This window comes from Pseudomonas sp. HB05 (assembly GCF_016756915.1).
In the GTDB taxonomy this organism is placed as follows: Bacteria; Pseudomonadota; Gammaproteobacteria; order Pseudomonadales; family Pseudomonadaceae; genus Aquipseudomonas; species Aquipseudomonas alvandae.
The window spans coordinates 65,902-92,455 of sequence record NZ_JAESPG010000021.1; the positions used below are offsets into that span (position 1 = coordinate 65,902).

23 protein-coding genes and 1 tRNA gene are annotated in these 26,554 nt (G+C 59.6%); 7 read left to right on the top strand and 17 right to left on the bottom strand.

The genetic code is table 11. The features are described from left to right. Positions 1–178: 178 nt before the first annotated feature. The 4 genes from JMN22_RS18765 to JMN22_RS18780 form a co-directional block, all read right to left on the bottom strand. On the bottom strand, positions 179–640 hold the full coding sequence (locus tag JMN22_RS18765; protein ID WP_018607342.1) for an Lrp/AsnC family transcriptional regulator: 462 nt from the start codon (positions 638–640) through the stop codon (positions 179–181). Between the two features lie 35 nt (positions 641–675). Beyond that, positions 676–3,105, bottom strand: a complete 2,430-nt coding sequence (locus JMN22_RS18770) for a hypothetical protein (protein ID WP_437127701.1) — start codon at positions 3,103–3,105, stop codon at positions 676–678. Positions 3,106–3,207: 102 nt separating this feature from the next. After that, a complete protein-coding gene (locus tag JMN22_RS18775) occupies positions 3,208–3,849 on the bottom strand; it encodes a DUF1109 domain-containing protein (protein ID WP_198797837.1) in 642 nt (213 codons plus the stop codon). Then, positions 3,846–4,418, bottom strand: coding sequence for a sigma-70 family RNA polymerase sigma factor (locus JMN22_RS18780; protein ID WP_030139243.1), 573 nt, complete (start codon positions 4,416–4,418; stop codon positions 3,846–3,848). The genes JMN22_RS18775 and JMN22_RS18780 overlap by 4 nt, the downstream gene beginning before the upstream one ends. 222 nt (positions 4,419–4,640) lie before the next feature. Here JMN22_RS18780 and JMN22_RS18785 point away from each other — a divergent pair, with 222 nt between their 5' ends. Genes JMN22_RS18785 through JMN22_RS18800 form a run of 4 tightly spaced genes read left to right on the top strand, consistent with a single transcriptional unit; the run spans position 4,641 to position 7,047 of the window. Next, a complete protein-coding gene (locus JMN22_RS18785) occupies positions 4,641–4,913 on the top strand; it encodes a BufA1 family periplasmic bufferin-type metallophore (RefSeq protein ID WP_030139242.1) in 273 nt (90 codons plus the stop codon). A gap of 27 nt (positions 4,914–4,940) precedes the next feature. Continuing rightward, complete coding sequence (gene bufB, locus JMN22_RS18790; protein WP_198797836.1) at positions 4,941–5,795, top strand: MNIO family bufferin maturase; 855 nt, start codon at positions 4,941–4,943, stop codon at positions 5,793–5,795. Further along, entirely contained in the window at positions 5,792–6,547 is a 756-nt protein-coding gene (locus JMN22_RS18795) for an HvfC/BufC N-terminal domain-containing protein (protein ID WP_030139240.1), read from the top strand. Before bufB ends, JMN22_RS18795 begins: the two co-directional genes overlap by 4 nt. A 26-nt stretch (positions 6,548–6,573) precedes the next feature. Then, positions 6,574–7,047 (top strand): DoxX family protein, encoded by a 474-nt coding sequence (locus JMN22_RS18800; RefSeq protein ID WP_198797835.1) that lies wholly within the window; start codon positions 6,574–6,576, stop codon positions 7,045–7,047. A 59-nt stretch (positions 7,048–7,106) separates the two neighbouring features. Here the strand turns inward: JMN22_RS18800 and JMN22_RS18805 are convergent. From JMN22_RS18805 to rpsU, 5 genes are all read right to left on the bottom strand, one after another. Beyond that, a tRNA-Ile gene (locus tag JMN22_RS18805) sits at positions 7,107–7,183 on the bottom strand. Positions 7,184–7,198: 15 nt separating this feature from the next. Next, positions 7,199–10,942 (bottom strand): bifunctional diguanylate cyclase/phosphodiesterase, encoded by a 3,744-nt coding sequence (locus JMN22_RS18810; RefSeq protein ID WP_030139239.1) that lies wholly within the window; start codon positions 10,940–10,942, stop codon positions 7,199–7,201. Positions 10,943–11,064: 122 nt separating this feature from the next. Beyond that, complete coding sequence (gene rpoD / locus JMN22_RS18815) at positions 11,065–12,912, bottom strand: RNA polymerase sigma factor RpoD (protein ID WP_198797834.1); 1,848 nt, start codon at positions 12,910–12,912, stop codon at positions 11,065–11,067. 67 nt (positions 12,913–12,979) lie between these two features. Then, positions 12,980–14,938 (bottom strand): DNA primase, encoded by a 1,959-nt coding sequence (gene dnaG / locus JMN22_RS18820; protein ID WP_030139237.1) that lies wholly within the window; start codon positions 14,936–14,938, stop codon positions 12,980–12,982. A gap of 479 nt (positions 14,939–15,417) precedes the next feature. Continuing rightward, positions 15,418–15,633 (bottom strand): 30S ribosomal protein S21, encoded by a 216-nt coding sequence (gene rpsU, locus JMN22_RS18825; RefSeq protein WP_002551877.1) that lies wholly within the window; start codon positions 15,631–15,633, stop codon positions 15,418–15,420. Between the two features lie 199 nt (positions 15,634–15,832). Between rpsU and tsaD the strand changes: the two genes are divergently transcribed. Beyond that, positions 15,833–16,858 (top strand): tRNA (adenosine(37)-N6)-threonylcarbamoyltransferase complex transferase subunit TsaD, encoded by a 1,026-nt coding sequence (gene tsaD / locus JMN22_RS18830; protein ID WP_030139236.1) that lies wholly within the window; start codon positions 15,833–15,835, stop codon positions 16,856–16,858. An 8-nt stretch (positions 16,859–16,866) separates the two neighbouring features. Here tsaD and plsY read toward each other — a convergent pair whose 3' ends face one another. Beyond that, positions 16,867–17,436 (bottom strand): glycerol-3-phosphate 1-O-acyltransferase PlsY, encoded by a 570-nt coding sequence (plsY, locus tag JMN22_RS18835; protein WP_003206189.1) that lies wholly within the window; start codon positions 17,434–17,436, stop codon positions 16,867–16,869. 74 nt (positions 17,437–17,510) lie between these two features. Here plsY and folB point away from each other — a divergent pair, with 74 nt between their 5' ends. Both folB and folK read left to right on the top strand, forming a co-directional pair. After that, entirely contained in the window at positions 17,511–17,864 is a 354-nt protein-coding gene (gene folB / locus JMN22_RS18840) for a dihydroneopterin aldolase (protein WP_030139235.1), read from the top strand. Beyond that, positions 17,855–18,373, top strand: a complete 519-nt coding sequence (gene folK, locus JMN22_RS18845; RefSeq protein ID WP_030139234.1) for a 2-amino-4-hydroxy-6-hydroxymethyldihydropteridine diphosphokinase — start codon at positions 17,855–17,857, stop codon at positions 18,371–18,373. Before folB ends, folK begins: the two co-directional genes overlap by 10 nt. Positions 18,374–18,390: 17 nt before the next feature. Here folK and JMN22_RS18850 read toward each other — a convergent pair whose 3' ends face one another. The 7 genes from JMN22_RS18850 to apaG all read right to left on the bottom strand — a co-directional run bounded on the left by JMN22_RS18850 (position 18,391) and on the right by apaG (position 26,460). Next, entirely contained in the window at positions 18,391–19,617 is a 1,227-nt protein-coding gene (locus tag JMN22_RS18850) for a multifunctional CCA addition/repair protein (RefSeq protein ID WP_198797833.1), read from the bottom strand. Between the two features lie 64 nt (positions 19,618–19,681). After that, positions 19,682–21,247 (bottom strand): SpoVR family protein, encoded by a 1,566-nt coding sequence (locus JMN22_RS18855; RefSeq protein WP_030139232.1) that lies wholly within the window; start codon positions 21,245–21,247, stop codon positions 19,682–19,684. Next, the gene (locus JMN22_RS18860) at positions 21,244–22,515 is read right to left on the bottom strand and encodes a YeaH/YhbH family protein (protein WP_030139231.1); all 1,272 of its coding nucleotides are present in this window, start codon (positions 22,513–22,515) and stop codon (positions 21,244–21,246) included. The genes JMN22_RS18855 and JMN22_RS18860 overlap by 4 nt, the downstream gene beginning before the upstream one ends. 103 nt (positions 22,516–22,618) lie before the next feature. After that, positions 22,619–24,541 carry a PrkA family serine protein kinase gene (locus JMN22_RS18865; protein WP_030139230.1) on the bottom strand — a complete coding sequence of 641 codons (1,923 nt, stop codon included), beginning with the start codon at positions 24,539–24,541 and terminating at the stop codon, positions 22,619–22,621. A 300-nt stretch (positions 24,542–24,841) separates the two neighbouring features. Further along, a complete protein-coding gene (glpE, locus tag JMN22_RS18870; RefSeq protein ID WP_030139229.1) occupies positions 24,842–25,171 on the bottom strand; it encodes a thiosulfate sulfurtransferase GlpE in 330 nt (109 codons plus the stop codon). A gap of 33 nt (positions 25,172–25,204) precedes the next feature. Beyond that, entirely contained in the window at positions 25,205–26,080 is an 876-nt protein-coding gene (locus JMN22_RS18875) for a symmetrical bis(5'-nucleosyl)-tetraphosphatase (protein ID WP_030139228.1), read from the bottom strand. Further along, on the bottom strand, positions 26,080–26,460 hold the full coding sequence (gene apaG / locus JMN22_RS18880; protein ID WP_030139227.1) for a Co2+/Mg2+ efflux protein ApaG: 381 nt from the start codon (positions 26,458–26,460) through the stop codon (positions 26,080–26,082). The genes JMN22_RS18875 and apaG overlap by 1 nt, the downstream gene beginning before the upstream one ends. Positions 26,461–26,554: the final 94 nt, after the last annotated feature.

Consider the following 26,554-nt stretch of genomic DNA (forward strand, 5'->3'; position numbering starts at 1 on the left):
ATGTGTCGTCGTTTTGCGCTGTTTTTCGTCATTTGTAGCAATCTCGCAATCGTAATGACGAATCCTGGTCCCATGTGGGAGCGAGCCTGCTCGCGAAAGCGGTGGATCAGCCATGAGAATGTTGACTGACACACCGCTATCGCGAGCAAGCCCGCTCCCACAGGTTTTTGGGTTGGCTTTAGACCGGCTGGCCCCGATCGATCTTGCTGCTGAGGATGATCGAGGTGGTGGTTTTCTCCACCCCGTCCACGCTGCCGATCTGGTCCAGCAACTGATCCAGCTGCTCCGGCGAATCCGTGCGCAACCAGGCCACGTAATCGAATTCGCCGCTGACCGCGCATAACTGCTGGACCTGGGCCATCGCGCTCAGGCGTCGCAATACGTCCTTGCCGGAGCGTGGCTGGACCTTGATGCCGACATAAGCCTGCAGACCGCCATCGATCACTCGCTGCCCAAGACGCACGCCGTAGCCGGTGATGACCTTGGTTTTCTCCAGTCGAGCCAAGCGCGAGGTCACGGTCGTGCGGGCAATGCCCAATTGCCGAGCCAGCATCGCAACACTTTCCCGCGCGTTGATTTGCAGCGCCGCGATCAGTTGACGATCGATTTCGTCGAGGACGGGAGGGCGGGTATCAGTCAAGGTCAGCTCCGGCGCAGGCATCAATGGCGGGCATGTTACAGGCTCCGGCGTTCGAAGTAGCGGGTGGCAGGCAAGGCCAGCGCTCGCCAAGCCGGGGCGAGGTGCGCCTGGGAAGACCTGAGCCAAAGACCGTCCTGGCCGATCAGGGGCTCGGCCGGCAACTGCAGCAAGTCGCCCAGTGAAAACGCCTGCACCGAACCTCGGTCGTCATTGCCTTCAATTTCCCAATCGCGCTTGAAACAGCGTACCTGTAGTCGTTGCTCGTCGAAGCTTTCAAACAACGGCCGATGACCCAGCCACCGCGGGTGTATCCGCAGCGTATGGTCTTGGACATCGAGCAGCAGCAACTGCCAGCCCCGGTAGTTTCCACAGAGTTCTGTCACGTCGGTTGCCATGCAGGTCAACGCCAGATATCGGCTATTGGATGACCAGGCCATCGACGGCGCCAGGTCAACCAATGCACAACCCGACGCCGTCAACAGGTGCCCGCCGAGGCGGGGCGTACCGGCACGCACCCAACTGTCGGCGTATTCCGTTTCGCTGCCGAATAGCCAGGCGGCATCCTGGTCATTCGGCGCGGGTTGGATGAAGTCGCCGTCGGCGGTGGCCGCTTGGGGGCGGTCTACGAGGCGCCATGGCTCAACGATGTGGAGCTGCGAATCTTCCGGCTGTAGCTGAACGGTGTTGTAGAACAGTCGGTATTGCTCGTTTGGACGACAGAAAGACGAGTCGCGGCCGACCTCCGGTGCGGTGACGTTGAAACGCTGTAATGGGGTGCTTTCGACGTTGCTATCGAGACGACCGGCGATCACCGCAAGGTTCAAGCGGCCATCGCGAAAATCGAGTATCCGCTCCACCCACAGGGCGGGCCCTTGCAGCAGGCGTCGTTCCTGCAAGTCTGCGACCACCGCGTGGGTCGCCACTGTCGTTGCGTGCTCAAAGGGCAGCAGCGCCAGGTAGCGCCCGCAATCGGAGACCCGATGATCAAGCAACCAACTTCCCGGCAAGGACCAATCGCCGATCTGGCAGCGATAGCTCCCAAGCCCGTCGGGGTTGTCGCCTATCCAGGTCAGACACGCGCGTTTGCCGTCCAGCATCGGTTGTGTCTCGATGCACGAGTCGCCTCGCCGGCCGCGACTGTCCAGCGGCATGACGATGGCCATCCGGGTCAGCTTGAATTCATCAACCTGCACGCGACCCTGGGCGTCGTGACCTGTCTGGGTTTCGGTATCGCTGTGGATGCTGTCCAGGCGATAGCCGTAACGGCCGGAGCTCGGTCGTGGATAGTCGAGATACGCGCCGATACGCACATGGCTCGCCTCGACACTCAGCAACTCATGCCAGTAAAAGGAAGGCTCGGCGGCGCTTTTCACCCAGGGCGAGGGCAGGGCGCGCCAGCCATTTCCCGCTTGCCACAACCAATACTGATCGCTGTCCGCATCGTTGGCTTGCTCTCGGGCCAGACACACCAGCGCGGGTTCAGTGGCGCCCCAGACCAAAGGTGCATCGGCTGCCATGACCAGCCCCGACGGCTGCCCGTCGACGCTGATGGCATAGCGCGGGGAATACAGCGGCGCCAATGGCTGGTCCAGATCACGGAAGGTCGCGGGCAGCAATAGATCGCCCTCCAGGCGATGCTGGCCGTCGGCGCTGGGCCGCTCGAAGGTGGGCGCTACATTGTCCGGGTGCCAGCCTGGTTCAAGCCACAGATCCGCGACGGGAACCAGGTCCGCCACCTGTGCGGTTCGCAGCAGATCCTCCAGCCGCGCTTGGCGAGCGCCGTTGTCCACCAGGGGGCTATGACGGCCGATCAGTTCGTCAGGATTGAAAGAATCCAGTTCCCAGAACTCGCTTTCGGCGCAGCGGTAGACCTTGCGCTGCTGACGGTCGAGGATGACCAGCCCCCATTCCTGCCGGGATGGTACGGGCGCGGCGAAATAACGGCTGTCGCTGGAAAACATCGCCGAAGAACCAAGCCCTTGCAGAAGCACACCATCGGGGAACAGATAATCGCAATGAACAGGGCCGCCCATGGCGATTTCGCTGTGGTTGAACTGCCGGATCGGTTCGCCTTCAGGCGTCAATTGCGGCTCGCTGCCACCCCAGGCGCTTGGCCCTTTGGTGGCAACCGGCGCGAGCCCAAGGCGTCGCTCCCATTTGCTGACGCAGGCAAGGCCGACGATGATCGCGACGATCGCTACAAGGATGCCCCACCACTCGGGCAGCGCCCGGCCCAGGCTGAAGCCCAGGCCAAACACCGCTCCGACCGTCAGGCGGGCAATGCCTCGGCCCGTCGCCTGAAAGCCCAGCCGCGCGGCCAGCCCCATCAGCAAACCGAGCAATACCACCGCCAGCAAGGCCAGCGGCGGCGGCAGGATGGTGACGAAAAAGGCTGGCACCACCAGGATGCCGAGTTGCCAGAAGAGTTCGAGGAACAGTCGGGACAGGCTGGGGCTGGTGATGATGGAGGTCTCGGTGGGATGGGGTTTCTTGTCGTAGGTGAACCGACACTAAGTAGAGGCGCGTGGCGTCGCAGTCGTAGGGCCCTGGAAAAACCGAAGGGCCTGCTACCAGCGCAGCCAGCGTCGCCCGAGCAGAGCGCCCAGTATCGTCGGCACCAACATGCCCAACAAGTACCAGAATGCCCAAAATGGGACCTGCATTTCGGGACAATGAAGAGAATAGGCAATCGTCGCCATTGAGCCTGCCAGCAGTCCGCCGCAGGCTCCTGTAAGCGTCAGGTTGGTGGGGGCGAGACCGCGTAGCGCCCAGAACACCGCGATGAATCCCGGAATCGACAGCAGGGTTATATTGAGCGCGCACACCCGCCAGGTATCGCCCAGAATGACGGCGACGCGATCATCAGGTGCGGTCACCATGAGGACATAGATCGCGCCGACCCATACCGCAGTGACAGCTGCGACGATAAGGATCTTGCCGGGTCCCGAGGCCACTCCAGGCCTGGCCAGCCTCATGACCATGCCCAGCGTGCCGATCATCAGGCAGAGCGGAAACGCGATCTTGGCCCAGAAAATCGGTGTCGCCATGACCTGGCCCAAGTCTGGGCGCACGCCTTTCAGTGCGACCACCAGAAAAAGGGCGCCCAGGAGGCCGGCCAGCACCGCGATACTGAATCGCTTGGCGGGCGCCCTTCGATCGACCGGGGTCACGCCCGAGGCGAGCAGGGAAATCAAATCATCAGTCTTCATCGTGCACCTCTCACTCTCGACGCCAGGGCTTTCAGCCCTCGGTGTATCCCTATCTTCACCGCAGACTCGGATAACCCCGTCGTTTGAGCGGCTTCCGTCACAGACAGCCCTTCCAGTTTCACGCGTACGATAGGTAGACGCTGGCGTTCAGGTAGTTGCTCAAGCAACTTGCCCAGGTCGCGACTGGCCTGCGCAGGTTCAAGATGCGGCTCGGCAAACAGCTCTGCCGCATCGTCGAGGGAGTCATTGAACACGTCATGGCGTGATCTCCCACGGAAAAAGTCGATGAGCTTGTAACGCGCAATGGCAAAGACCCATGCCGTCAACGGTTGATCTGCTTGATACGTCTGGCGCGCATTATGAACGGCCAGTAAAACCTCTTGCAGCAGATCTTCGATGTCTCCGGGGCGCTGTTGAAGCCTTGAGCGTAAAAAGCCGCGAAGATGACCGCTTAGCTCCGATAGAAACGTGCGATAAGCCCTTTCGTCTCCATCCAGGCCGGAGAGAAACAAGGCCTGAAGATGGAGCTCTCGGCTGCGCAAAGCATCGTTATCCGTAGTTCGTTCCATCGTTCGCTCTGGTTACACGAAAGGGAAAATTATCTCGTTGCTGCTAATGCCGGCAGCGAATCTTACATGCGGCTTCCCGGCGTGAGGCATTTTTTGCTGGCCCCAAAAATATTTTGTGGTCGCTGTAACCGAATCCGGAACGGCATCGAACTACTTGGTGGATCGCAAACACAATGCCCAAGCATTGATGCAGCGACCAACCCATTTTCTGGAGAGCACATCATGAACAACCTCAAACTTGCCGCCCTCGCCGTTGCCTTCTCTTCGTTCGCCGCCGGTGCCATCGCCGCAGAAACGCCTGCCGCAGCAGGCGCCATGGAAAAATGCTACGGCGTTTCCATGGCCGGCAAGAACGATTGCAAAGCGGGGGCAGGCACGACCTGTGCGGGCACCGCCAAAATGGACTATCAGGCCAATGCCTGGAAAAACGTGCCTGCCGGTACGTGCACCTCCATCAAGACGCCAAAAGGCATGGGCTCTCTTACGCCTATGTAATCGCAGTGCCAAGGGGGTTCACCGATCATGAAAAACGTATTCCAGATGGGGGCCGGACTCGGCCTGAAACCGAACCATTACTCCGATGCGCTTGACTGCGCTGCCGAGGGACTCTGGTTAGAAGTTCATCCGGAAAACTACATGGTTGAAGGTGGCCCCCGTCTCGCGTGGCTGGAGGCAATCGGGAGCCAGCACCCGCTGTCGCTGCACGGTGTTTCACTTTCACTGGCTGCCGATTGCCCACCGGACGAAAGCCATCTGAAGCGTTTCAAGGCACTGGTCGACCGTGTACAGCCTGCATTGATTTCCGAACATCTGGCCTGGTCCGCATGGCGTGGCCAATATCATCCTGATCTGTTGCCATTCCCTCGTACAGTCGAGGCATTGCAGCGCATCGCAAGCAATATCCAACGAACACAAGACGCCCTGGGACGTTCGATTGCCATTGAAAACCCCACTCATTATCTGAGTTTGCCGGGGCATGAATTCAGCGAAGTAGAGTTCCTGACCGAACTGAGTACAAGGACTGGCTGCGGGTTGTTGCTGGACATCAATAACGTCCATATCAGCGCGCATAACCTGGGCTTCGATGCGTCGAAGTATCTGGATGCCTTTCCGGCCAAGGCGATCATGGAAATACATTTGGCAGGTCACGCAGTGGATCCGGGGGACACGCAACTACTGATCGATACTCACGATGCGCCCATCGCTGATGATGTCTGGTTGTTGTATCAACGCGTTATCGACCGGATCGGCAGGCGCCCGACCTTGATCGAGCGCGACGACAATATTCCCGGGTTCGATGTCTTGCTGGCTGAACGAGACAGGGCGCAGGGGTTGTTGAGCATCGGCAGCCGGCGTATATCGGAAGTGACGATATGAACACCTCGCTGGCAAGTTTCCAGGATGCGTTCGTCGACGCGTTATATGAGCGACATTCGACTGGAATGACCGCGCTGATCGAACAGCCCGGTTTCATGGTGTACCGCAATACTGTTCTCAAAGGATCGGTGGACGCATTACTGGCGAACTTTCCCACCGTCGAACGCTTGGTCGGTACAGAGTGGCTCAAGGCTGCCGCGACGCTTCATGCCCGGCAGGCGCCCCCGACCGATTCCCGGTTGTTGCATTACGGGGCTGGATTCCCGGATTTTCTCGACGCTTTCGAGCACGCGCGGGAAATGCCTTATCTGGGCGACGTCGCCCGCCTTGATCTGCTCTGGACGCACGTCCATTGCGCCGAAGATGAACCCGACGTCGATCCGAGCGAACTGGCGAAGCTGCCCCCACAGGACTTGGCCCGCAGCCGACTCACACCGAAGGCCGCTTGCCGGTGGGCGTGGTTCCCGGACAACCCCGCCTACACCCTTTGGCGGTTCAATCGTGAAGGGCGGGACATGCCCGATGAACTCGATTGGCGAGGCGAAGGAGCGCTGCTGACGCGCAAGCAAGGCAAGGTTCTTTGGCAGGCCGCCAGTGCTGCCGATTGCAGGTTCCTGGATGCCTGCGCAGCCCATCTACCGCTCGAACAGGCCGCGGAAAAGGCCTTTGAGGTTCAGCCTGACCTGGATTTTTCAGAACTCATTACCCGCTTATTCAGCGCCGACGCGTTCGCCTCTGTAAGCATCCCATAACCGCAACTTAGCCAGCGGAGCAGATCATGGACGCCATAAGAAATCCTTCGTCCACAGCCGACAAATCCTTGCGGGGCATGTGGAGCAGCATCGCAGACCGACTTGGCGCGATGCTGGGTGACTCGTTGTTGGTGCTGGTTGCGCGGCTATCCATCGCAGCCATCTTCCTGATGTCAGGGCGCACCAAGGTCAGTGGTTTTCTGACGATCACGCCCAGCACCTACGAGCTGTTTCGCACAGAATACGCACTGCCGCTGGTCACACCGGAACTGGCCGCGCACCTGGCAACCTACAGTGAGCATCTTTTTCCGTTGCTGCTGGTGCTGGGCCTGTTCTCGCGCCTGTCGGCATTGGCATTGCTGGGCATGACGCTGGTAATCGAGGTGTTTGTCTACCCTGACGCCTGGGCAACCCACCTTTCCTGGGCAGGCTTGCTATTGCTCATCGTCGCCCGCGGCGGCGGTGCGATCTCGCTGGATCGATCACTTGGCATCAAGTGATTCATTAAATCCTTGTACCCTGGAAACGACGAAAGCCGCGCAATGCGCGGCTTTCAATTTGGTGGGCCCACACGGACTCGAACCGTGGACCAAAGGATTATGAGTCCTCTGCTCTAACCAACTGAGCTATGGGCCCTCAGTAGGCCGCGGATTATAGCGACGGTTTCTCGGCTGTGCTATCCGAAAAATCCGATACGGTCATACGCAGAAACGTTGCGGCGAATTCCTCGGCGCAGAGGGGCAGGCTGACGATGTAGCCCTGGATCTGTTCGCAGCCTTCTTCGGTGAGGAATTGCTGTTGGGCCAGGGTTTCGACGCCTTCGGCGATGATGGTGAACTGCATGCTGCGCCCCAGGGCGATGATTGCTCGCACAATGGCGGCATCGTGGGGGTCGTCAGGCAGACCGCGGACAAATGACTGGTCGATCTTGAGGATGTCCAGCGGCAGTCGCTTGAGATAGCTCAGGGAGGAATAGCCGGTGCCGAAGTCGTCGATGGCCAGTTGCACGCCGAGTTTCTTCAGCTGATGGAGCACCGTGAGCGCCTCTTCGGCCTGGCTCATGATGAAGTTTTCGGTAATCTCCAGTTGCAATAGGCCAGGCTCAAGCTGGTTTTCCCGCAGCAGTTGTTCGATGCGGCCCAGCAGGTTGGGTTGGCGCAGTTGGGCTCCCGCGAGGTTGACCGACAGCGGGCCAAGGCTTTCATGGCTGCTGTTCCACTCGCAGAGCTGGCGGCATGCGCTTTCCAATACCCAATCGCCGATCTGCAGGATCATGCCGTTTTCTTCCGCCAACGGGATGAAATGTTCGGGCGGCACGTCACCGAAGGTCGGGTGCGTCCAGCGAATGAGCGCTTCGGCGCCCACCAGCCGGTTGTCGGCGAGACTGATTTTCGGCTGGAAGGACAGCGACAGCTCGTTGCGTTCAATGGCCCGTCGCAGTTCGTGTTCCAAGGCGACGCGTTCGCTGGCCTGGGCCGTGAGATCGCGGGTGTAGCTTTCAACCCGGTTGCGACCCTTAGCCTTGGAACGGTACATCGCCGCATCGGCATTCTTGACCAGCGTGGCGACATCGCCGCCGTCTTGCGGATACAGGCTGGTGCCGATGCTGGCGCTGATGAAAAACTCATGTTCGCCGGCCTGGAATGGCGCGGCGAAGCAATTCAAGAGTTTATGCGCGATGTGCTCGGCATCGCTGGGCTGTTGCAGGCCGGGCAGCAGGATGATGAATTCGTCACCGCCCAGTCGCGCGACCGTGTCGATATCGCGCAGTTGTTCTCGCAGTCGCACGGCGATGCCCTTGAGGAGCAGGTCGCCGACCGGGTGCCCGAGGCTGTCGTTGATGTGCTTGAAACGGTCCAGGTCGAGAAACAGGACCGCGCCCTGGCCGCCGTTTTCCTGCTGGTTGTTCAGGGCCGTCAGCAGACGGCTTTCGAACAGGGTGCGATTTGGCAGGCCGGTCAGCGGGTCGTGGTGTGCCTGGTAGTCGAGGCGAGCCTGGGCGTGCTTGAGGCTGGAGATGTCAGCGAACACCGCGACGAAGTGCGTGATCTGTTGTTCCCGGTTGCGGACGGCGCTGATCGTCAACCAGCTGGGGTAGAGCTCGCCGTTCTTGCGGCGGTTGGAGATCTCGCCTTGCCAGTGCCCTTCGGCCGTCAGTTGATGCCACATTGCGGCGTAAAACGCGCTGTCGTGCAGGCCGGACGCGAGCAAGCGGGGCGTATGACCCAAGGCTTCGGTTTCGCTGTAGCCGGTGATCTCGGTGAAGGCGCGGTTCACGGCGCTGATGTGCTGCTGCGTGTCGGTGATCAATACGCCTTCGGCGGTGCTTTCGAAGACCGTGGCGGCCTGTTGCAGTTTTTCCTGCATGAGGTGGCGTTCGGTGATGTCCCGGGCGATGGTCAGCATGCAGTCTTCGTTGCCGATGGGCAGCGGACGGCTGGACACCTCGCAGAGTCGGATCTGCCCGTCGTTGCGGCGGATATGGCAGCTGAAATCCTTGACGAAGCCGTCCCGTTGCAGCAGGTCGAGCATCTGCTTGCGCTCGTTGAGGTTGACCCAGATGCCCAGGTCGAGCGTCGAACGGTCCACCGAAAGCGCGCTATTGAAACCGGTGATACGGCTGAAACCGTCGTTGACCTCGATCAGCAAGCCATCGCTCTGCCGGGACAGTAGCAGGCCATCGGGCGAGGCGTGGAAGGCCTTGGCAAACTTCTCTTCGGAGGTCTGCAACTGTTGCTGGGTTTCCTTGAGCTGGCTGATATCACGGACCACCACGACCAGCGCCGGGGTGGTGTCGAGGTCAAACGGTTCCGCGGAGATCAACCCGGTGAAGACCTGGCCGTTACTGCGCCGAAAGGGCATCTCCAGGTTGCGAATACTTCCGGCTTGCAGACGCTGCAACAGGCTCGGGCCCACACCCTGTATGCCCCATATATCCAGGTCGGTGGCGCTCTTGCCTACCACCTGGTCGGCGCTCAGGCCGATCTGCTCTTCAAAGGCTTTGTTGACTTCCAGCAGGCAGCCGTCCAGCAGCCGGGCGATGACCAGAATGTCCGGGCACTGGCGAAACACCGATCCGAACTTCTGTTCGGACAGGCGCAACGCTTCCTCGGTGTGCTTGGCTTCACTGATATCGATCATCAACCCGCGCATCAATGGCTCATGGCCGTGTTCGATCAGGCTGACGATGTCCCGTACCCACAGGCAGCGACCGTCGGCGGTTATCACCCGGTAGTCGATGCAATGGTCGCGCCCGGCAAGCACCTCGTGGTCGCAATAGGTCTGCGCGCGGATGAGGTCGGCCGGGTGAATGATGTTGCGCCAGAACCCCGGGATGAGCCAATGGCTGAGCGGATAGCCGAGCAATTCTTCGGCGTGGGGCGAGACGTAGCTGTAGGTGAAGTCGCTGACCCGTGCTTCCCAGGCAATCGCCGATAGACTTTCGACCAGTCCGCGATAGTGGTATTCGCTGCTGCGCAGCTCTTGCTCCAGGTCGACTCGCCTGGCTATCTCGGAGCTGAGGCGGCGGTTGATGCGAATCACCACTGCCAGGATACCCACCAGTAGAAGCAGCCCTGGCAGGCCGTACAGCAACAAATCTGACCAGAACTGCCGATAGTCGCGCACGTTGCCGATCCATTTTTCCTGGATTTCGCTGACCTCGGCGGGGGACATGTCCGCCATGACCTTGTCCAGGATACTCACCAGAATCTTGTTTTCCTGCGGGACGGCCATCGCGAGCTGATAACGATAAGGGGTCTCGCCACTGACATAGAGTCCGTCGAGCTTGAGTTGGCGCAAGCTCCAGACGCTGGACGCCAAGTCGCCGACGACGGCATCCACCTCATCGGTTGCCAACGCCTGCAAGGCTGAGCTGACGTTGGGCAGTGCCACCAGGTTCAGGTCGGGGTGGTGATTGCGCAACAGTTCGTGGGGGGCATAGTTCTCCACAACGGCGATTTTCAGACCGTAGAGGTCTTCAAGATTGCGCGGCTGGGCGCCGCCGTGATGGGCCAGGATGACAATCGGAAAGTCCAGGTATGGGCGGGTGAAAGCCAGGTAGTTCTGCCGTTCAGGGGTGGACATGATGCCCGGCAGGAGATCGATCCTGCCCTGTGCGACCTGTTCCAGCACGACGGTCCAACTCACCGGTTCAATGGGCGTCAACGTGACAGCCAGTCGCCGGCGAATGATTTCCACGTAATCGGCGGCCAAGCCCTGGTAGCGGCCCTGATCGTCGCGAAACTCGAACGGTGGCCACGAGGCATCGACGCCCAGGCGCAGGTCGGGGTGGTCCTTGAGCCAGCGGTGCTCTTCATCGGTGAGCGTCAACGCGCCGGCCGTCGCGGTCCAGGTCATCAGTGACAGCAAAAGCACGGCCGTCAGTCTGGGCATCACGGTCTCGTCATGGCTTGGGAGGATGTTTCGAGTGTAGACGGGCAACAGGGCCGGGGGGCAACGAAGGGCGTTTTATCTGCAGATAGCAAAACCCCCGGCAGGGCCGGGGGTTTTGAAGGTCACTCGTCGAGGAAGGAGCGCAGATGCTCGCTTCGCGTCGGGTGGCGCAGTTTGCGCAACGCCTTGGCTTCGATCTGACGAATCCGCTCACGGGTTACATCGAACTGCTTGCCGACTTCCTCAAGGGTGTGGTCGGTATTCATGTCGATGCCGAAGCGCATGCGCAGTACCTTGGCTTCACGGGCAGTGAGGCCGGAGAGTACTTCGCGAGTCGCTTCCTTGAGACTCTCGACAGTGGCGACATCGATTGGAGACTGCATGGTCGAGTCTTCGATGAAGTCACCCAGATGGGAGTCTTCGTCATCACCGATCGGGGTCTCCATGGAGATCGGCTCTTTGGCGATCTTCAGTACCTTGCGGATCTTGTCCTCAGGCATTTCCATGCGTTCGCCCAGCTCTTCCGGCGTCGGTTCGCGACCCATTTCCTGCAACATCTGCCGGGAAATGCGGTTGAGCTTGTTGATGGTCTCGATCATGTGCACCGGAATACGGATGGTGCGGGCCTGGTCGGCGATCGAGCGAGTGATCGCCTGACGGATCCACCAGGTGGCATAAGTCGAGAACTTGTAGCCGCGACGGTATTCGAACTTATCCACCGCCTTCATCAGGCCGATGTTGCCTTCCTGGATCAGATCGAGGAATTGCAGGCCGCGGTTGGTGTACTTCTTGGCGATGGAGATCACCAGACGCAAGTTCGCTTCGACCATCTCTTTCTTCGCGCGACGGGCCTTGGCCTCGCCGATCGACATGCGACGGTTGATGTCCTTGATCTCGGCGATGCTCAGGCCAGTCTCGGCCTCCAGCGCGCTCAGCTTCTGCTGGCAACGAACGATGTCCGGTTGCAGGCGGGCAATGGCTTCGGCGTACTTGCTCTTGCCTTTGGCCAATGCATCGGTCCAGCTTTCGTCGACTTCGTGGCCAGGGAACTGGCGCAGGAAGTCTGCACGCGGCATGCGCGCATCACGAACGCACAGCTGCATGATGGCGCGTTCTTGCTGGCGCAGGCGATCCAGGGCGCTACGAACACGCTCCACCAGGCCTTCGAACTGCTTGGGCACCAGCTTGATCGGCATGAACAGCTCGGCCAGCGCCAACAGCTCGGCGATGGCCTGCTTGTTGCTGCGACCATGCTTCTTCAGCGCCTTGCGGGTGATTTCCATCTGGTCGGCCACGGCGCCGAAGCGCTGGGCAGCGATGATGGGATCCGGACCGCTTTCGGCTTCTTCTTCTTCGTCGCTGGCTTCGGCGTCTTCGTCATCGGTGTCATCGTCGGCCTTGGCGGCTTTCGAGTCGATCGGTGGCGGCACTTCGGCGGCAGGCGGCGCAATGCCGTCATCCGGGTCGATGTAGCCACTCAGAACGTCGGACAGGCGGCCACCTTCGGTGGTGACGCGGGTGTACTCCGAGAGAATATGGTCAACCGTGCCAGGGAAGTGCGCGATCGCGCCCATCACTTCGCGGATACCTTCTTCAATACGCTTGGCGATTTCGATCTCGCCTTCACGTGTGAGGAGCTCTACCGTACCCATTTCACGCATGTACATGCGCACGGGGTCCGTGGTGCGACCAATGTCGGTCTCGACCGCTGCCAACGCTGCGGCCGCTTCTTCAGCGGCCGCCTCGTCGGTATCGGCGTCGGCCAGCATAAGGGCATCCTTATCTGGAGCAACCTCGAATACGTTGATCCCCATGTCGTTGATCATGCGGATGATGTCTTCCACCTGTTCCGGATCTGAAATATCCTCCGGCAGGTGGTCGTTGACCTCCGCGTAAGTCAGGTAGCCCTGCTCACGACCCAATAGGATCAACTCTTTGATACGAGACTGCTGTTGCGCTTTTCCGGACATAACACCCTATCCACTGAAGGTCTTGGCGGGCAAAAAACAAGCCGAGGATTATACCTGAGCTGTGACCTCACGCGCCAGTTGAGGTCGGGTTTGATGCGCAAACATTGCGGCTGAGTAAATCCCGCAATTGGTTTTTCTCTTCGCTGGTCAACTCGCTCTGGCGAGCTTTGCGCAGAAGTTGTTCCAGGTTTCGCTCGCGTTGGCGGGCGGACAAGCTAGTAATGGTGTCGAAAAACTGTTGTTCAAGGTTGTCTCCCTCTATCAGCCATTCCTTCTCGGCCAGCGCCTTCAACAGGCGCCCTTGCTCGGTGCCGTGCCACCGCGCGATCAACTGGAATGAGTTTAGCTTGGGGTTCTTCTGCACGGCTTCAAGGAGTGCCACCAGCAATTGTGTGTTGCTGTGGTCCTCGGCGGCGAAGTGCCCGGCGTCCTCTACTTTCCCGGCCAGTTGCGGGTGATGCAGCAAGGTGCGCAAGGCGGCCAGTGTTGGTGGTTCGACGGCGGCCGGCACGCGCGGGGCACGTGGCTGGTCGCGATCGCCGCGCTTGCCGTTCTTGTCCCAGGGTTTCTTGTCCCATTTCTTGCCGCCACCGGCGTTCTTTTTCGGCGTCCATTCCTGCTGCGGGGCGTAATCCTGCTGGGGTTGATGATAGTCGGCGAAATCCGGCATCGCGTCGTAATCAATGCCTGGGTCATAGGCTGGCGGCGCCTCTTGAGGGGCGCTGTGGGCCAGTTGATTCATCGCTTCGTTGTTGAGTCCGGTGATTTCGCTCAGGCGTTGACGCATGAGCGTGCGCAGGTTGGCGCCCGGCACCTTGTCGATCAGCGGCGCTGCGAGGGTGGCCATGTGCGCCTTGCCTTCGAGGGAGCGCGGATCGGCTTCTTCGGTCAGTTGCTGGAAAAAATAATCGGCCAGCGGCTGCGCGTGCTGGTTGATCCGTGCACGAAATGCATCGGTACCTTCGGAGCGCACCAGAGTATCCGGGTCTTCGCCCTCGGGCAGGAATAGAAAGCGTGCGCGTCGCCCGTCCTGCAAACATGGCAACGTTGCCTCCAGCGCACGCCAGGCGGCATTGCGCCCGGCCTGGTCTCCGTCGAAGCAGAACAGCACGCTCGGCACCACGCGAAACAGGCGCTTCATGTGTTCTTCGCTGGTGGCCGTGCCCAAGGTTGCAACGGCGTTGCGCAAGCCTTGCTGGGCCAGGGCGATGACGTCCATGTAGCCTTCGACGACAATGATCTCGTCGAGGTTGCGGTTGTTCTTGCGCGCTTCGTACAGGCCATAAAGCTCCTGGCCTTTATGGAACACCGGCGTTTCCGGGGAGTTCAGATACTTAGGTTTGTCATCGCCCAGTACCCGACCGCCAAAGGCGATGATTCGCCCGCGCGTATCGCGGATCGGGAACATCACGCGGTCACGGAAGCGGTCGTAGCGCTTGCCGGTCTCGGCATTCTCGACCAGCAGGCCGGCATCGATCATCGCGCGCTGCTGCAGTGTGTCGCTGCTTAAATGCTTGTACAGATTGTCCCAGCCGGGCGGGGCGAAGCCGAGGCCGAAATCACGGGCAATCTCGCCGGTCAGGCCGCGGCCCTTGAGATAATCCACCGCCGCCTTGCGGGCCGGATGGCTTTTCAGGGCCTGGCGATAAAAATCAGCCGCGGCGGTCAGCAGTGGATAAAGCGGCGAGTCGGTCGGTTGGCGCGGCTTGTGCTGCCGACCGCTTTCCTCGCGAGGAATTTCCATGCCAGCGGCTTTGGCCAGTTCTTCGACAGCCTGGGGGAAGTCCAGGTTGTCGTGGTCCATGATGAAGCCGAGGGCATTGCCGCCCGCGCCGCAGCCAAAGCAGTAGTAGAACTGCTTGTCAGGGCTGACGCTGAAAGACGGGGTTTTTTCTTTGTGAAACGGGCAGCAGGCCGTGTAGTTCTTGCCCGCTTTCTTCATTTGCAGGCGAGAGCTGACCACGTCGACGATGTCGGTGCGGTTCAGGAGGTCGTCAATAAAGCTCTGGGGAATCAGCCCGGCCATGGCGTTCTCATCATCACTGCGCGAAAAAGGGCCCGAGATCAGCAGGCGTCATCGGTTCCTGGTTCTGAGGCACGAAAAACAGGTGGCTCGACCGGGTCGTCTGCATCATTGCTGTCGGGAAGTGTATCTGCCGATTATCCACTGACGTTAATTACTATCAGTATTCGACTGTATGAATGTGTTGCGCTGAGTCCGGTAACGGCCGGTCTGGCCACGGATAGCTCATCAAGCGGGCACGCAAGCGGGTGCCTTGGGCTGATCGTCGTTAGAGGAATCAGGGTGTGCTCGTCAGTAGCCTTGGAAGGCTCGTCAGAAGAGACGTGCACCGCTGGCAAAAGAGCCAGGTCTGACGCGGTGAAGCGGGTTGTCTAGGTCGCGTCTGCGGCTTTGACAGTGAAGCATCAAGCGTTTTCCGCAAATGCCATAAGCCCGGCTTGAGGGCCGGGCTTGGCAAGAAGCTTGCGACGGACGTCTGTGTATTAGTACAGACGTACGGCGCGGCGCTGTTCGCGCTGAACTTTCTTGGCGTGACGCTTAACAGCGGCTGCTGCTTTGCGCTTACGCTCGGAAGTCGGCTTCTCGTAGAATTCGCGGCTACGAACTTCAGCCAGAACACCGGCTTTTTCGCAGGAGCGCTTGAAACGACGCAGAGCTACGTCGAAGGGTTCGTTCTCTTTTACTTTGACGGCTGGCATCCAGAGCTACCTTCATTCATTACCGGGGTCAACATCCTCGCGGCAAAAGAGCACTTGAAGACGTCGGTTTTTAAGGGTTGCGGATGTTAACCCCTCAACGCTCGGAATGCAAAGCCTCTGATCGAAAACCGCTGGTCGGGGCACAACGCGGCGACTATTATGCGCGCCTTCGAATTCAGCCTCTACAAGGCGCAAACCCATGCTAGTACTGGGATTAGAAACATCCTGCGACGAAACCGGCGTTGCTCTCTACGACAGCGAGCGTGGCCTGCTGGCCGATGCTTTGTTCAGTCAAATCGACCTGCACCGCGCCTATGGCGGGGTGGTGCCCGAGCTTGCGTCCCGTGACCACGTCAAGCGCATGCTGCCCTTGATCCGCCAGGTCCTGGCCGAAGCCGGCTGTGTGCCGACCGAGATCGATGCCATCGCCTATACCGCCGGGCCGGGCCTGGTCGGCGCGCTGCTGGTTGGCGCTTCCTGTGCCCAGGCGCTGGCCTTTGCCTGGGGCATTCCGGCCCTGGGCGTGCACCACATGGAAGGTCACCTGCTGGCCCCAATGCTGGAACCGCAACCGCCGGAATTTCCGTTCGTCGCTTTGTTGGTGTCGGGTGGTCATACGCAGCTTGTCCGCGTGGACGGAATCGGTCAGTACGCCCTCATGGGGGAGTCGCTCGATGATGCCGCCGGGGAAGCTTTCGACAAAACCGCGAAGATGATGGGCCTCAATTATCCGGGCGGACCGGAAATCGCACGGCTGGCAACCCAAGGGGTTGAAGGACGTTTCGTCTTCCCTCGTCCGATGTGCGATCGGCCTGGCCTGGATTTCAGCTTCAGCGGCCTGAAAACCTTCGCGTTGAATACCTGGCAGCAGTGCGTCAGCGCCGGGGACGACAGTGAGCAAGCCCGTTGCGACATCTCCCTGGCATTCCAGCAAGCCGTGGTGGAGACTTTGACCATCAAGTGCAAGCGCGCCTTGAAACAGGCCGGGCTCAAGCGCTTGGTCATCGCCGGCGGGGTGAGTGCCAACAAAGCCTTGCGATTGTCATTGGAAAAAATGCTCGGCGACATGAAGGGCGACGTTTACTACGCCCGGCCGGAGTTCTGCACAGATAATGGCGCGATGATCGCCTTTGCTGGTTGCCAACGTTTGCTGGCCGGCCAGCAGGAAAGCCTGGCGATCAGCGTGCAGGCGCGCTGGCCCATGGAGCAGTTGGCGCCGCTGTGAAGCGTCATTTAAAAATGCCGTTCGCGCCCGGCGAACAGGTCGCGTAGATTGCCCCGGTGGCGCCAGACGATCAGTGCAACCAGCGCGGTCATTGGCAGCAGGGCCGCCGGTTCCTGCCAGGCTAGCAACGGCAGGGTCAGCGGCGTGGCGATCAGCGCGGCCAGGGAGCTGGTCCGAGTCAGGTAGAAGGTCAGCAGCCAGGCGCAGACAGCCAGCAGGGCGGCAGGGGGATAAAGACCCAGCAGCATGCCGGCGGCGGTGGCGACACCCTTGCCGCCACGAAAGCGAAAGTACAGCGGGAACAGGTGGCCGATGACGGCGCAGACGCCGATCCAGGCCTGTTGCTGCAACGAGAGCCCTGCAAGGCTGGCGATCAATACCGGGACAAGGCCTTTGCAGAGGTCGCCAAGCAGGGTCAGGATGGCGAGTTTGCGTCCGGCCAGGCGCAGCATGTTGGTGGCACCGGCATTGCCCGAGCCACTCATTCGCGGATCCGGGCGACCGGTCAGGCGGCTGAGCAAAATGGCGAAGGACAGTGAGCCGAGCAGGTAGGCGAGGATCGCCAGTAACCAAAACATGCTAACCATTCCGGGCGAGGACGCCCTGATTCTAACGGCGCATTGCGCCCTTGTCGTGCTGCGGAGAAAAGTGCTTGGACAGAGTGTTTATCGAGGGCCTGGAAGTCGACACGGTAATCGGTGCCTACGACTGGGAGCGAGGCATCCGACAGTGTCTGCGGCTTGACCTGAGCTTCGCCTGGGACAACCGCCCGGCTGCCGCGGGCGACGACCTTACCCTGGCTCTCGATTACGCCAGCGTTTCGGCGCGTATCCAGGCGTTCGCAGAGCTGGCGCAGTTCCAGCTGGTCGAGACCTTTGCAGAGCGTTTGGCCAAGGAACTCATGGACGAGTTCGAGATTACCTGGCTGCGCCTGAAAGTAACCAAGCCTGGCGCCGTTCCGGCTGCCAGTGGGGTTGGCGTGGAGATCGAGCGCGGATGTCGCTGACACAGGTTTTCCTCGGGCTCGGCAGCAATATCGAGCGCGAAACCCATTTGTCCGCAGGGCTTGAGGCATTGGCCGGTTTTTTGGTCGATATGCGCTGCTCGGCCGTGTTCGAGAGCCAGCCGGTAGGCATCAAGAGCGGTCCGTTCTTCAATTTTGTCGTGTCGGCCTTCACTGACCTACCGCTGATGGAGCTGGATCGCCGGCTCAAATTCATCGAGGCCGACAATGGTCGTTACGCGCCGGACCGCAAGGGTTTGCCGTTGGATATCGACGTGTTGTTGTATGGCGAACAGGTTGGCAACTTCGATGGGTTGATCCTTCCGCGCGCGGAAATCCTCAAGAATGCCTTTGTGCTATGGCCTTTGTCGTTGATTGCGCCGGATCGGATTCATCCGGGCGTGGGCAAGAGCTTTGCAACGTTGTGGGAAGAAGCACAGATCGACCAGGTGCTAGCGCCGGTGGCATTCGAGTGGCGAGGGAAGCAGCTTACGCCGTTGGATCTGCTGTAAAGCGGCGGCCGACGTCGTCAGCTCGCCGCTTCCTTGTAAGCCTTCAGTGTCTTGAGGCGCTCACGCTTGATCGCCTCACCGAGTTCCGGTCCCTTGAAGCCTTTCTCCAGCAACGGTTGCACCGCTACTGCCCGGGCCGCTGACGCAGCGCCCCGCAGATAATCGGCCTGTGGATAACTTCGCCCTTCAAGCCCCTTGCGTCCGCGTGCGTCCATCTCGCATGCGGCGATGAACTCCTCGAAGCGCTGGGGGCGCCGGTACACATCGAAACTCTGCAGCAGCTCAAGCAAAGTGGATGCCTTGAGTTCCAGCGCGCGATGACCATGGGTGTGGTATTGGCCCACCAGTAGCGCCAATTCCTGACAGTCGCGGGGCGCCTTGAAACGCTCGTTGACCGCTTTGATCAGTTTCAGCCCGGTGTGTTCATGGGCGATGTGGCGTGGCCATTCATGCTCGGGCGTCAGGCCTTTTCCCAAATCATGCAACAGGCAAGCCCAACGGACCGACAGCGGCTGCTTGAACCGTGCTGACTGTTCCAGCACGCCCAGGGTATGGGCGCCTGTGTCGATTTCGGGATGATGGGCTTCAGGTTGTGGTACGCCGAACAATGCGTCGACTTCGGGCATCAGGATCTTGAGCGCATCACAGTCACGAAGCACTTGGATAAATACCTGCGGCTGGTTTTCCATCAGCGCGCGTGAGATTTCTTTCCAGCTGCGTTCTGCCGTCAATGCTTCCAGCTCGCCTGAATCGCTGAGTTGGCGCATCAGCTCGAGAGTCTCGTCTGCAACCTTGAAGCCCAGCGGGGCATAGCGCGCGGCAAAACGAGCAACACGCAGGACCCTGAGGGGATCTTCGGCGAAAGCCATGGAAACGTGACGCAGCATCCGTGCTTCGATATCACGCTGGCCATGATAGGGGTCGATGAGATTGCCATGATCATCCTCGGCAATCGCGTTGATTGTCAGGTCCCTGCGGATCAGGTCTTCTTCGAGCGTCACCTCGGGGCTGGCATGGAACACGAAGCCACCATAACCCCTGCCGCTCTTTCGTTCCGTGCGGGCGAGGGCATATTCCTCGCCTGTCTTCGGGTCAAGAAATACCGGGAAATCAGCCCCTACGGGGCGGAAGCCCTTGGCGAGCATTTCCTCGGCGGTGGCCCCCACCACGACCCGATCGATGTCGGTGACGGGAATCCCCAGCAGGCGGTCGCGAACGGCGCCGCCAACTTTGTAGATTTGCATAAAAAACCTCCGTTGGGCCGACAGGATAAACCTTTACGCCGGACCGCCGGAGGCGAAAACGCTATCAAAGATGTATGACGGCCAAGTCCAGGCGGCCGTAGTCTCCTTCGGCTTGTTCATTTCGCGGGGGGACATGATGGGTTTTCATCACCTGTTCGCCTTGCAGGGTTTCGAGGTGGATATCGAATCCCCAGAGGCGATGCAGGTGCTTGAGGACTTCATCGGTTGAATCGCCCAGTGGCTTGCGATTGTGCTGTTGATGACGGAGCGTCAGCGAGCGATCCCCACGGCGGTCGATGCTGTAGATCTGTACGTTGGGTTCGCGATTGCCCAGGTTGTACTGCGCCGCCAGGGTTTCACGGATGATGCGATAACCGCTTTCATCATGGATCGCGGGTACCAGCAGGTCGTCCTTCTGATCATCGTCAAGGATGCTGAATAGCTTCAGGTCGCGAATCACCTTGGGCGAAAGGTACTGCAGGATGAAGCTCTCATCCTTGAAGCTGCTCATCGCGAATTTGATCGTGGACAACCAATCCGACCCGGCCAACTCAGGAAACCAGCGACGATCCTCTTCGGTTGGGTTTTCACACATCCGCCGAATGTCGCGGTACATCGCAAAGCCCAGCGCATAAGGGTTGATGCCGCTGTAATAGGGGCTGTCGAAGCCGGGCTGGAACACCACGCTGGTATGGGATGTGAGGAACTCCATCATGAAGCCGTCGGTGACCAGGCCCTCGTCGTACAGGTCGTTCATCAGTGTGTAGTGCCAGAACGTCGCCCAACCCTCGTTCATGACCTGAGTCTGGCGCTGCGGATAGAAATACTGGGCGATCTTGCGCACGATCCGCACGATTTCCCGCTGCCAAGGCTCCAGCAGCGGCGCATGCTTTTCGATGAAATAGAGGATGTTTTCCTGGGGCTCGGCAGGGAAGCGCGCGTTGTCCTTCTCGCTGTATTTGTCCGCGCCCTTGGGGATGGTCCGCCATAGGTCGTTGATCTGCTTCTGCAGATGTTCTTCCCTGTCCTTCTGCCTGCGCCGCTCTTCTTCAGCGGAAATCGGATAGGGGCGCTTGTAGCGGTCCACGCCGTAGTTCATCAAGGCATGGCAGGAATCCAGCAAGTCCTCCACGGCGTCGATGCCGTGGCGCTCTTCGCACTGCATGATGTACTGCTTGGCAAATACCAGGTAATCGATGATCGAGCTGGCATCGGTCCACGTACGGAACAGGTAGTTGCCCTTGAAGAAACTGTTGTGCCCATAGCACGCATGCGCCACCACCAAGGCTTGCATGCAGATGGTGTTTTCTTCCATCAGGTAGGCAATGCACGGGTCGGAGTTGATCACGATTTCGTAGGCCAATCCCATCTGGCCTCGGCTATAGGATTTTTCCGTACTGAGAAAATGCTTGCCATAGGACCAGTGGTGATAGCCCAGCGGCATGCCGACCGACGCATAGGCGTCCATCATCTGCTCGGCGGTGATCACTTCAATCTGGTTCGGGTAGGTGTCCAAGGCATAACGGTCCGCGATACGACTGATTTCGCGGTCGTAGGCCTGGATCAGTTCAAATGTCCATTCGGAACCGGTGGAGATGGGCTGGCGCTTCTGCTCTTTTTTGGCGGTCATGTCACTAACCTGCGCTGGAAGAGTTCACGGAAGACCGGGTAGATATCCCCGGCCGAGACCAGTTGCTGTTGGGCAAACGTGTCGGAAAAGGCTTCGGCGATGCGTTCGTATTCGTACCACAGGGCCTGATGTTCGCGTGGAGTTATTTCCACATAGGTGTAGTACTGGACGAACGGCATGATCTGGTTGATCAGGATGTCGCGGCAAATGGGCGAATCGTCGTTCCAGTTATCCCCGTCGGACGCCTGCGCCGCATAGATATTCCATTCGTTGGCTGGATAACGTGCGGCCATGATTTCCTGCATCAACTTCAAGGCGCTGGAAACAATGGTGCCACCGGTTTCCCGGGAATAGAAAAATTCTTCTTCGTCGACCTCCCGGGCGCTGGTGTGGTGACGGATGAACACCACGTCGATCTTGTCGTAGTTCCGCTTCAGGAACAGGTACAACAGGATGAAGAAGCGCTTGGCAATGTCCTTGGTCGCTTGGGTCATGGAGCCGGATACGTCCATGAGGCAGAACATCACGGCCTTGGAACTGGGGTTTGGCTGCTTCACCAGCAGGTTGTACTTGAGGTCGAAAGTATCCAGGAACGGCACGCGGTGGATGCGCGCGCTGAGTTTCTCGATCTCCGCTTCCAGGTCCTGAATGTCGCCGAAGTTATCGGGTTCCTCGCGCTTGAGACGGGCCAGTTCTTCCTTGGCTTCGCGCAGTTTCGCCCGGCTGCTACCTGACAGGGCGATGCGGCGGGCGTGGGCTGAGCGCAGGGTGCGGATGATGTTGATGCGCGAGGGGTTGCCCTCGTTGCTGATACCGGCCCGCACGGTCTTGAAGGTGTCTGTGCCCGTCAGGTTGCGTTTGACCAGGTTCGGCAACTCCAGGTCCTCGAACATGAATTCAAGGAATTCCTCCTGGGTAATCTGGAACACGAACTCGTCCATGCCTTCGCCGGAATTGCCAGCCTTGCCAGGGCCTTTGCCTCCGCCCCCACCGGGTGGGCGAGGGATGTGCTCGCCGCTGGTGAATTCCTTGTTTCCAGGGTGCACGACGGTCTGCTTGCCGCCGCGGCCATGGTGAAGCACCGGCTCGTCGATGTCGCGACCGGGAATGCTGATTTGTTCGCCGTGTTCCATGTCGGTAATGGAGCGGCGGCTGACCGCCTCTTCGACGGCTTTCTTGATGTGATCACGGTAGCGCCGCAAAAAACGCTGGCGGTTCACCGTGCTCTTGTTCTTGCCATTGAGGCGTCGGTCGATCACATAGCTCATAGGCCCCTCCGGGGGAGCTTCAAGTCGTGAGCTACAAGCTGCGAGCAAAAGCAGGCTCACGCGCTTTTCTCTTGCAGCTTATAGCTTGTAGCTTGTCGCTGTACTACTGCGATTTCCGGACCCGCAGGTACCACTCGGACAGCAGTCGTACCTGTTTGTCGGTGTAGCCACGTTCGACCATGCGTGTAACGAAGTCGTTGTGTTTTTGCTGGTCCTCCTTGCTGGCCTTGGCGTTGAAGCTGATGACGGGGAGCAGGTCTTCGGTGTTGGAGAACATTTTCTTCTCGATGACCACCCGCAGCTTCTCGTAGCTGAGCCACGTAGGGTTCTTGCCGTTGTTGTTGGCCCGGGCGCGCAGGACGAAGTTGACGATCTCGTTGCGGAAATCCTTCGGATTGCTGATGCCCGCCGGTTTCTCGATCTTTTCCAGTTCCTCGTTGAGCGCCACGCGATTGAGGATCTCGCCGGTTTCCGGATCGCGGTATTCCTGGTCCTGGATCCAGAAATCTGCGTACAGCACGTAGCGATCGAAGATGTTCTGGCCATATTCGCTGTAGGATTCCAGGTAGGCGGTCTGGATTTCCTTGCCGATGAACTCGATGTAGCGGGGCGCCAGGTATTCCTTGAGGAAGCGCAGGTACCGCTCGCGGGTTTCCGCCTGGAATTGTTCCTGCTCGATCTGTTGCTCAAGCACATACAGCAGGTGGACCGGGTTGGCGGCGATTTCATGCGGATCGAAGTTGAAGACCTTGGACAGGATCTTGAACGCGAAACGGGTGGAGAGGCCGTTCATCCCTTCGTCCACGCCCGCGTTGTCACGGTATTCCTGGATCGACTTGGCCTTTGGATCGGTGTCCTTGAGATTTTCGCCGTCGTAGACCCGCATCTTCGAATAGATGTTGGAGTTTTCCGGCTCCTTGAGGCGCGACAGCACGGTGAACTGGGCCAGCATCTTCAGTGTGTCGGGCGCGCAATGGGCCTTGGACAGCGAGCTGTTGAACAGCAGCTTGTCGTAGATCTTCACCTCGTCGGTGACCCGCAGGCAGTAAGGCACCTTGACGATGTAGATCCGGTCGATGAAGGCTTCGTTGTTCTTGTTGTTGCGGAAGGTGTGCCATTCCGATTCGTTGGAGTGCGCCAGCAGGATGCCGCTGAACGGAATCGCCCCCAACCCCTCGGTGCTGTTGTAGTTACCTTCCTGGGTGGCGGTCAGCAACGGGTGAAGCACCTTGATGGGCGCCTTGAACATTTCGACGAATTCCATCAGGCCCTGGTTGGCCCGGCACAGCGCGCCAGAATAGCTGTAGGCGTCGGCGTCGTTCTGTGGGAATTCCTCCAGCTTGCGGATATCGACCTTGCCCACCAGGGCGGAAATGTCCTGGTTGTTTTCATCCCCAGGCTCGGTCTTGGCGACCGCAATCTGGTTGAGGATCGATGGGTAGAGCTTGACCACCCGGAACTGGCTGATGTCACCGCCGAACTCTGCCAGGCGCTTGGTGGCCCATGGCGACATGATGGTGTTGAGGTAGCGGCGCGGAATGCCGAAATCTTCCTCGAGAATGGCGCCATCTTCGGTGGCGTTGAACAGCCCCAGCGGGGACTCGAACACCGGCGACCCCTTGATGGCATAAAAGGGCACTTTCTCAATCAGTTGCTTGAGCTTCTCGGCCAGTGATGATTTACCGCCGCCGACGGGGCCGAGCAGGTAGAGGATTTGTTTCTTCTCCTCCAGGCCCTGGGCGGCATGGCGGAAGTAGGACACGATCTGCTCGATGCATTCCTCCATCCCGTGGAAGTCGGCAAAGGCCGGGTAGCGGCGGATCACCTTGTTGGAAAATATCCGCGAGAGCCTCGAGTTGGTCGAGGTATCCAGCAGTTCCGGTTCTCCAATGGCCAGCAACAGACGCTCCGCGGCCGATGCGTAGGCACTGCGGTCCTGCTTGCAGAGTTCGAGGTATTCCTGCAGCGAGTACTCCTCCTGCCGCGTGGACTCGAAACGTTGCTGGAAGTGGCTAAAAATACTCATGACGTCACCTCGCTCGATACGTGGAGCCGGTGTCGGATCAATCAGTCGATGCTGGACAGCCGCTGGGAACCCAGTTGCCGTTTTACCCCCCAGAATGCTTCCAGGACTATCGACTCCTGGAAGCTGACTCCCGATGACCCGCGCGCCGGTGTACCGGCTCTCCCCTGTTTTGGATGGCCTGAGGCTAAGGATAGTTCGGAATCTGAGAGGTAAAGGTGGAATACGTAATTAGTTATGGCAGACCGTTCGTCTGCCATCGCCCAAGCCCGCGGTTCGCGTGGGCTTGCACGGCATAAAAAATTATTCGTGGGAGCCTTGCTCGGTTTCTCCAGGGTAAGTCGAGCGCCACAGCTCAAAACCACCGTCCAGGCTGTAGACGTCACTGAAGCCCTGGCTGATCAAGTAGGCCGCCGCACTCTGGCTGGAGTTGCCGTGGTAGCAGACCACGATGGTAGGCGCATCGAGATCAGCGGCCTGGATGAAAGCATGAAGGGAATGATTATCCAGATGCTTGGAGCCACTGATGTGCAAAACTGCGAAAGTGGCGGGATCGCGCACATCGACGACGACGGCGCCTTGTTCACGCAGGGCGTGGGCCTGTTCGGGAGGGATGCGTTTGAATTCGGTCATTTAGGACTCCTGTGGCCTGAAGCGCAAAGCCGATCAAAGGGCAGTGCCGGCCGGCAATGATGCGGTGGTCGATAGATGTGGTTTGGGGCGGCCTTTATCGTCGCAATCGCAGCGCAGCAGTTCGCCGGTGTCGACGTTCATCAGCGTCAACGCGCTGCCCCATACGCAGCCGGTATCGAGGGCAAAGACCCCGGGCTCGTCGCTTTGACCTTCAAGGGCCGCCCAATGACCAAAAATGATCTTCAGGTTACGGGTCTTGCGTTCCTTGTGCTTGAACCATGGCGCATAACCGGGTGGGGCGGTCTCGATGCCTTCCTTGCCCTTGAGATCCAGCTTGCCGTCGCGTGTGCAGAAACGCATGCGGGTGAAATAGTTGGTAATGACCCGAAGGCGGGCCGCGCCGGTCAGGTCATTGTCCCATTTGACCGGTTCGTTGCCGTACATGCCGTCCAGGTAGGGGCCGAACAGGTTGTCGTCCCGTAGCGCCTGCTCCACTTCGCTCGCGCACTTTAATGCCTTGCGCAGGGACCATTGGGGCGGAATGCCGGCATGGACCAGTGCAAGGTTGCGCGTCTCGTCGTAATGCATGAGCTTTTGCTGGCGCAGCCATTCGAGCAGCTCGACGCAATCAGGCGCGTCCAGGATCTCTTTCAAGGTATCGGATTTTTTCAGGCGCTCGATGTTCTGCCAGGCGGCCAGCAAGTGCAGGTCGTGGTTGCCAAGCACGCAGACCAGCGAATCGCGGATGCCATGGAGAAAGCGAAGGGTTTCGAGTGATTGCGGGCCGCGGTTGACCAGGTCGCCCACCAGCCACAGCGTGTCTTTTTGTGGATCAAACGCTACCCGTTCCAGCAGGCACCTGAGCGGGTCTAGGCAGCCTTGCAGGTCGCCCACCGCATACGTGGCCATCAGTGCAGCGCTCCGGGCACCGCCAGGCGAAAGGGCTTGATGATGGCGTCGAAGCGTTTACCGTCTTCGGCCAACATCTGGTAGGTACCCTGCATGGTGCCGACCTGGGTGGTCATCACCGTGCCGCTGCTATAGCTGTGGCTTTTACCTGCGTCGATCAACGGTTGCTGGCCGACCACGCCCTCGCCGCGGACTTCCTCGACGTGTCCGTCGCCATCGGTGATGACCCAGTGTCGCGACAATAGCCTGGCCGGCAAAGAGCCGTTGTTGCGCACCGTGATGGTATAGGCGAAAGCGAAACGGTTGTGTTCGGGTTGCGACTGTTCTGCCAGAAAGCGGGTGGCGACGCTGACGTCGACCTGATAACGAGGATCGGACATGCAAAAAGGCCTTAAGCGGGACGCGGACATGACTCAAGAGATTAGTCTAGGCCACGTATCGGGTAGTAAACCAGACCGGCGTACTGCCCGATAG